Source organism: Bacillus sp. Medicinal_06, assembly GCF_056711665.1.
Map to the genome: position 1 here is coordinate 42,021 of NZ_JBWYHD010000021.1, position 7,340 is coordinate 49,360.

General features: G+C 35.4%; 10 protein-coding genes and 1 rRNA gene. 1 reads left to right on the top strand and 10 read right to left on the bottom strand.

Features of this window, described 5'->3' with window-relative positions; all coding sequences use genetic code 11:
* Positions 1–158: 158 nt before the first annotated feature.
* Complete coding sequence (locus AC1M36_RS26385) at positions 159–443, top strand: AbrB/MazE/SpoVT family DNA-binding domain-containing protein (protein WP_097897759.1); 285 nt, start codon at positions 159–161, stop codon at positions 441–443.
* 20 nt (positions 444–463) lie between these two features.
* Here the strand turns inward: AC1M36_RS26385 and rsmI are convergent, their stop codons facing one another.
* The 10 genes from rsmI to rrf all read right to left on the bottom strand — a co-directional run bounded on the left by rsmI (position 464) and on the right by rrf (position 7,332).
* Positions 464–1,339, bottom strand: coding sequence for a 16S rRNA (cytidine(1402)-2'-O)-methyltransferase (rsmI, locus tag AC1M36_RS26390; protein WP_336454072.1), 876 nt, complete (start codon positions 1,337–1,339; stop codon positions 464–466).
* Positions 1,308–1,598: a GIY-YIG nuclease family protein gene (locus AC1M36_RS26395; protein WP_241818401.1), complete on the bottom strand. Its 291-nt coding sequence runs from the start codon at positions 1,596–1,598 to the stop codon at positions 1,308–1,310. Before AC1M36_RS26395 ends, rsmI begins: the two co-directional genes overlap by 32 nt.
* Complete coding sequence (locus AC1M36_RS26400; protein WP_336454073.1) at positions 1,585–2,325, bottom strand: tRNA1(Val) (adenine(37)-N6)-methyltransferase; 741 nt, start codon at positions 2,323–2,325, stop codon at positions 1,585–1,587. The genes AC1M36_RS26395 and AC1M36_RS26400 overlap by 14 nt, the downstream gene beginning before the upstream one ends.
* Before the next feature lie 118 nt (positions 2,326–2,443).
* Complete coding sequence (yabA, locus tag AC1M36_RS26405; protein ID WP_336454074.1) at positions 2,444–2,794, bottom strand: DNA replication initiation control protein YabA; 351 nt, start codon at positions 2,792–2,794, stop codon at positions 2,444–2,446.
* A gap of 14 nt (positions 2,795–2,808) precedes the next feature.
* Positions 2,809–3,636, bottom strand: coding sequence for a PSP1 domain-containing protein (locus tag AC1M36_RS26410; protein ID WP_174102892.1), 828 nt, complete (start codon positions 3,634–3,636; stop codon positions 2,809–2,811).
* 5 nt (positions 3,637–3,641) lie between these two features.
* On the bottom strand, positions 3,642–4,625 hold the full coding sequence (gene holB, locus AC1M36_RS26415; protein ID WP_336454075.1) for a DNA polymerase III subunit delta': 984 nt from the start codon (positions 4,623–4,625) through the stop codon (positions 3,642–3,644).
* A gap of 35 nt (positions 4,626–4,660) precedes the next feature.
* Positions 4,661–5,287 (bottom strand): dTMP kinase, encoded by a 627-nt coding sequence (gene tmk, locus AC1M36_RS26420; protein ID WP_336454076.1) that lies wholly within the window; start codon positions 5,285–5,287, stop codon positions 4,661–4,663.
* 8 nt (positions 5,288–5,295) lie between these two features.
* Positions 5,296–6,714 (bottom strand): aminotransferase class I/II-fold pyridoxal phosphate-dependent enzyme, encoded by a 1,419-nt coding sequence (locus AC1M36_RS26425; protein WP_431613499.1) that lies wholly within the window; start codon positions 6,712–6,714, stop codon positions 5,296–5,298.
* An 82-nt stretch (positions 6,715–6,796) separates the two neighbouring features.
* The gene (locus AC1M36_RS26430) at positions 6,797–6,976 is read right to left on the bottom strand and encodes a sigma factor G inhibitor Gin (RefSeq protein WP_336454078.1); all 180 of its coding nucleotides are present in this window, start codon (positions 6,974–6,976) and stop codon (positions 6,797–6,799) included.
* 240 nt (positions 6,977–7,216) lie between these two features.
* A 5S ribosomal RNA gene (gene rrf, locus AC1M36_RS26435) occupies positions 7,217–7,332 on the bottom strand.
* Positions 7,333–7,340 lie beyond the last annotated feature (8 nt).

Sequence of the window (7,340 nt, forward strand, 5' to 3'; positions counted from 1 at the left end):
AGAGTATAAAAATCTATAATTCTTTCATAAAATATAGAATTTAAGAATTGACGGAAATGTAAATGATTGGTATCATATGTTCATAGGGTATTTTGTCGAAAAATGACGAATTAAAATATAGACTCACAAACTTACAGAATATGAGGAGGATAACGAATATGAAATCTACTGGTATCGTTCGTAAAGTTGATGAATTAGGCCGTGTTGTAATTCCGATTGAATTACGTCGTACATTAGGTATTGCTGAGAAGGATGCTCTTGAAATTTACGTTGATGACGAAAAAATCATCCTAAAAAAGTATAAACCAAACATGACTTGTCAAGTAACTGGTGAAGTATCTGATGGCAACCTTTCTTTAGCTGAAGGTAAAATTATTTTAAGCAAAGAAGGCGCTGAACAAATCTTAAACGAACTTCAACAATATATTCAAGCAGCAAAATAAGCTTCTCAATTATGAGAAGCTTATTTTTTATCGACATGATAGATTTGATAGACGTCTCGTTTCGACAAATCTCGATCTTTTGCAACTTGTTTAATTGCATCCTTTGAGGACATTCCTTGCTCGTTTATATAATGTTCGATATGATCGTATACTGATATAGTTTCCCACCACTGTTCCTCTGAAGCAGCTTCCTCTTTTGATCCAGATACCAATATACAAAATTCACCACGAACTTCATTTTGTTTTGTCCATTCAATCGCTTCTTCTACCGATCCACGAATAAATTCTTCAAATTTTTTCGTTAGCTCTCGGCACAATACAATCTCTCTATTTCCAAGCACTTCTTTCATAGAAATTAACGTATCATCTAATCGATGTGGTGCTTCGTAAAACATCATCGTAGTTGGAACATAGCGAAGCTTTTCTAATTCCGCTTTACGTTCTTTTTTATTTCTTTGTAAAAATCCATAAAAATAGAAATGTCTCGTCTCTAACCCCGATGCAATTAACGCTGTAAGAGCAGCGTTTGCCCCCGGAAGCGGAATAACATGATATCGCTCCTCTACAGCTGCTACCACAATGTCATAGCCGGGATCAGAAATGCAAGGCATACCCGCATCACTTACAAGAGCTACTGTTTTTCCATCTTCTAGCTTATCTAAAATTTTCTGTCCGCTTATTTCCTTATTGTGCTCATGATAACTCATAACTGGTGTTTCAATTTCAAAATAGTTACAAAGCTTTTTCGTCTGCCGTGTATCTTCAGCAGCAATGATATCAGCCTCTTTCAATATCCGAATCGAACGAAACGTCATATCTTCTAAATTACCAATCGGTGTCGGAACTAAATATAAGACACCCTTTTCATTTGCTTGAAAGCTTTTTTGCTGCCACATAGCGCTCTCCTTTTTGCATATATTCTTCTTTGTCTTTTCGTTTTAACTGTTTAAAATGATATTCAGCTTGCATAGCTGTCGTTTTCTCTTCATGAACCTCTACATATTTTAAAACAACAGGAAGCCTAGCACGAGTATAACGTGCTCCCTTACCGCTATTATGGGTTTGAATTCGTTTCTCTAAATTATTTGTATACCCTGCATAATAACTTTTATCTGAACATTCCACTACATAAAAATAATGTTTATTTTTCTCCATATAAGATTGAACGAAGCTCCTTTGTATATTCATTATTTTCCTCATATACGAAAAGGGGCGGTAAAATTTTCAAATCTGCATTTCCATCTTTAATTCCTTCTATTAGTAGCGTATTTGCTTCCTTCCCTGCCTTTGGATATACAAACTGCACACGTTTTGGTTCAATCTTATACTTTCTCATTAATGTTACAATATCAAGTAATCGGCCTGGACGATGAACAAATGCTACTTTACCGCCTTGCTTTACAAGCTGACTACTAGCATATACGACATCCTCTAATGTACACATAATTTCATGACGAGCGATAGCTAAATGATCGTTCATGTTTTTCTCAGATGACTTTGGCGTTTGAAAATATGGTGGATTACATGTTACAACATCATATTGATGGCGCCCCAGCCGCTCCGGCATATCTTTTAAATCTCCATGTATTAAATAAATTCGCTCTTCCAGATTGTTATACTGAACACTTCTGATTCCCATATCATATAAACGCTCTTGAATTTCTACACCTGTAATCTTACCTTTTGTTCTTGTACTTAATAAAAGCGGAATAACAGCATTTCCTGTACATAAATCAAGTAAATTCCCCTTTTGAATCGGAACCCATGCAAAATTTGCAAGTAATACTGCGTCTAAAGAAAAATTAAACACAGATGGGCTTTGAATAATTTTCATTTCTTCCGCTAGTAAATAATCTAAACGTTCATCTTCATATAAGTTCATATACAATTCCCTTTCTTATACTTAACCTACCCTATTTACGTTAAAGCAAAAACTATTCCATCTTAACTTTACTCACATGTATAAAAAATTACCTTTCCAATATATTGGAAAGGTAATTTCATTTTTTATTTAAAAATGACAGACAGAATAAACAATCTCCTTCTTTACGTACACTTCCATAATGTAAATTACAGATATGGAAACCTTCTTGATATAGACGAGCTAAGTTATCATATCCTTCACCAATATCCGTTTTAGGTTTCATTTCTTTTCGCTTTTGAGTTTTTTGTTTTTCCTTAATCTGTACTTCTTCAAAACGACGTCGCAAATTTTCATTTTCCATTTTAATATGTTGGTTTTCCTCAAGTAACTCTGCAAGATGTTGCTTTAATTCTCCCAACTGCTTATATAAATGTCCAATTTGCTCTTCCATACTGGAAACCGCTGCAAAAATATCCTTTTTCTCCACAAGCACCCACCTCATTAATCTGTGGTTTGACTCGAAACGACCCCTTCATTAATTAATTCATCTAACGTATATTCTACTATCCGTTCCTTGTCTACTAGTTCCACTTGAATTAATCTTTCTAAAATATTTAATCCGATGACGCGCCCAAGCCCATGCGGCGTTTGTATACGTTGATCTAAATCAGGAAGTTGCTCTTTTGCCGCTTCATACTCGTCATTCTCATATTTTAAGCAACACATTAATCGGCCACATAAACCAGAAATTTTCGCAGGATTTAATGATAAATTTTGATCTTTCGCCATTTTAATGGATACGGGTTCAAAATCACCTAAAAATGTAGAACAACAAAGCATACGACCACATGGACCAATACCACCAAGCATTTTCGCTTCATCACGAACACCAATTTGTCTTAACTCAATTCTTGTCCGGAAAATTGCAGCTAAGTCTTTTACAAGCTCACGGAAGTCAATACGACCATCCGCTGTAAAATAGAAAATGATCTTATTACGATCAAAAGTATATTCTACGTCTACAAGTTTCATATCAAGCTTGTGTTCCCCTACCTTTTGTTGACAAACTTGATATGCTTCTTTTGCAGCATGTTTGTTCTCTTCAACAACTGTCCGATCATTTTCATTCGCAATGCGAATGACTTTCTTTAACGGTAGTACCACATCGTTTTCATCAACCTGCTTTTTTGTAATAACTACTTTCCCATATTCAATACCTCTTACAGTTTCCACGATCACAAATTCATTTTCTGAGATATCAAATTGATTCGGGTCAAAGTAATACACTTTTCCGGCCTTCTTAAAGCGAACACCTACTACATCATACAAAACGGTCATCCCTCCTGCAACCGCAACACTAACTGTTCGAACACAAGCTGCGCATTTACATTAGCGTTGATTCTATTTTTTGCTTCTAATATATTAAAAAGAGCTGATACAATGCGCTTCTGAGCGTAGGAGAAAGAATGAAACATCTCCTTTTGCTCTTGAAAGACAAGACGATCTTCTTCTCCTAGTTGAACATATAATAAATCCTTATAAATAAGGAGTAACATATCTAAACCTTGTTGTAATTGTTCCTTCTCTCCAAAGTGTTTCCCCCACTTTTCTTGTACAAAAAAAAGAGAGGCTGTATCTTTTTCGAGCGCTTCACATAATTTTATCACTAAAGTTCGTGCTTGTGCAAACCATTCATCATTGCACAGTAATAATGCTTCCTCAAAACTATTCGTAAGCTGTGCAGCAAGAGTAGATAAAGAAACCGGAACTCCATCCGCCTGTAATCTCTCAATTAAGGCTTCTGCAGCGAGGGGTCTAAATGTTACAACTTGACAACGGGATAAGATCGTATTTAAAATTTGATGACTTTGTTCAGTAAGTAAAATAGCCGTTGTATCGCTACTTGGCTCTTCTAAAAATTTCAATAGGGTATTAGCAGCATTTGCCGTCATTCGATCTGCATGCTCAATAATATATACCTTTTTATTTGCCTCTAAACCTGTTTTTGAAAACTCTTCCTGTAAGTCATGAATTTGTTGTTTTTTAATAGATAATCCATCTGGTTTTACAACGTGTAAATTGGGATGATTACCTGAATCAATCCGTCGACAATTCGTACATGTATGACACGGCTCTACACCTTTTCTTTGTAAACAAAGAAAACTTTTTGCCATTTGAATTGCTGTTTCGTATTTTCCAGTTCCTTTTGCACCTTCTAACAAATAAGCATGGGATATACGCTCTTTTGCAATACTATTCATCAACATCTTTACACCAATGGGTTGTATAGCAGAAAGCTGCTCCCACGTCCTCGTCATAATGCATACCTCACTTGTTTTATACTTTCCTTCTATTATAACAATTTATCTTCTATAAGCTGAATAACTTCTTCCATAATCTTTTCTATTGATTGATTTGCATTCACAACAACTATGCGATCTGAAAAACGATCTACAAGCTGTAAGTACCCTTCACGAACGCGTTCATGAAATTTCATACTTTCCATATCTAAACGATTCACTTCACGATTAACATCCTTTTCAATGCGAGCTAAGCCCACTTCAGGTTCTATATCTAGATAGATTGTCAAACTAGGCATACAGTCTTCTGTTGCAAATCGATTAATTTCAAATACTTTATCAATTCCTAACCCTCTTGCATAACCTTGGTAGGCAAGAGAACTATCAATAAAACGATCACATAATACAAGGTAGTTTCTATCCAAAGCTGGCATAACTTTTTCAACTAAATGCTGTCTACGTGCTGCAGCATATAGTAATGCTTCCGTACGTGCTTCCATCATCGTATACTCTTTTTTATGTAAGATTTCTCGAATCTCTTCTGAAATTGCGATACCCCCTGGTTCTCTTGTTGCTATTACTTTTTGTTCTTTCTTTTCAAAGTACGGTAACAACTTTGTAATTAATGTTGATTTACCTGAACCCTCTGGTCCTTCAATTGTTACAAATAATCCCTTCATCCTAAAACCTACTTTCTTTCTATATCATACATATTCATATGTTTTATATTTCCTTGAAAACGGGCACCTGTTTCTTCTAAATAAGAAATTTGTTCAATGTGCTCTGGGGTAATTTCTTCTCCATACATAAGTAAGGGAATACCCGGTGGATACGGAATAACCATATCCGCTGCAATCATTCCGGCAGCTTCTTGTAAAGATACAACTTTTTTCTTATACTTTTCTAATTGCTTATAAGTAAATGGTAAAGAAGAAAAGCCTCCTTTGTAAGTATACCGAATTGATGGTCTCTTGTCTGTTACCGTATAGTTACGTAATGCCAGCCGTATGACTTCTATCGCTTTTATATACTGCTTATTCACTTGCAATGGCAAAATAAATAGAACATTATATGGATCTGCCATTTCTGCGTACATACCTATCTTTTCAAATATAGATTGTAATTCGTATCCAGAAAGCTCACAGCGCGTTTGTACCGTAACCTTGAGCTCATCTTGCAAAGGATACTGTAAAACAGCGATTTGTGGAATACGCTGTAATTCCTCTCTAAACCTTCTCACAAACCCTACAATTTCATGACAGCCCTTCTCCTTCATATTTGCTAATGCAAAACGAGCTACATCTAGTGAAGCCATAATCGGGTAAGACGGGCTGCTAGATTGTAACATGCTTAAATAGGAAGAAACTTTTTCTTCATTCACTAAATTACTATTGATATGTAGATAAGAACCCATAGTCATAGCAGGTAATGTCTTATGTGCTGAATGTACAACTATATCAGCACCGTATTCTAATGCTGATTTAGGAAATGGCTGCCCTATACAAAAATGCGCTCCATGTGCCTCATCTACTAAAACAGGAATTTTATGTGCGTGTGCACATAAAATACTTTCTTTTAGATCAAGCCCCATACCATAATAATTAGGATGTGTTAAAATCAATGCCTTTGCTTCTGGATATCGTTCAATCGCTCTCTTAATAACCTCATGCTGAACTCCAACTGGCACGCCATACAATTCATCAATCCAAGGCTCTAAAAACACTGGATTCACTCCAGCTAACTTCAAACCATTGATAATAGACTTATGGCAATTTCTTTGCACAAGAACAATATCATGCTCCTCACAACATGATAAAATCATTGCCAAATTTCCAACTGTAGAACCATTAATTAAAAAATAACTCTTTTTTACACGATATACATCAGCCAGCAATTGCTGTGCTTCATCTATACATTCAAACGGACTATGCAAATCATCTAATCCTGTTAATTCTGTTACATCGATAGAAAGTACATCACTAAAACCTGATTGTGCTTGTTCCGGAAAATTCAAACCATTTTTATGTCCTGGAACATGTAAAGATAAAGGTTTTTTATCTTTAAACTGAATTAACGCCTCATATAACGGTATTTGATTTTGATTCATGTTTATCTCTTCCTTACTTTTCATTCTCTACCTATTATACAGAGATATTAAAGCAAAAAAAATAATAGGCATGTGTGCCTATTTATGAATACGATACTTGGATTTTTCGCAGTTGTTGTAAATAGTATATATATTTAGGATCATTCGTTTCGGTTTCTACCATGTCCCGTTCACAATCATCACATATAAAACTCATTTGTACATGTATACCATCATCTTTCCTATTCTCACATACAATGCAAACCTCATGTTTTGTTTTCATATCTTTATCCTAATCATTCCCACCTAACTGAGAACAATATAAGATATTTCCTCCCCTCTATTTTAAATCAAAATATACCTACTCCTATTCCTTAACACTTTTCTGAAAAATATACATCGTTTTGTTATATATATGATATGAATCGCAACTGGGCATTGTGTTTGTCACCTATACAATGAAATAAAACTTTCATTTCGTATAAATGAAAAAAGCACGAGTCAATTGACTCGTGCTTTAATTGCTTGGCGACGTCCTACTCTCACAGGGACAAGGTCCCAACTACCATCGGCGCTAGAGAGCTTAACTTCCGTGTTCGGTATGGGAACGGGTGTGACCTCTCTGCCATCATCACCAAACTATGAAG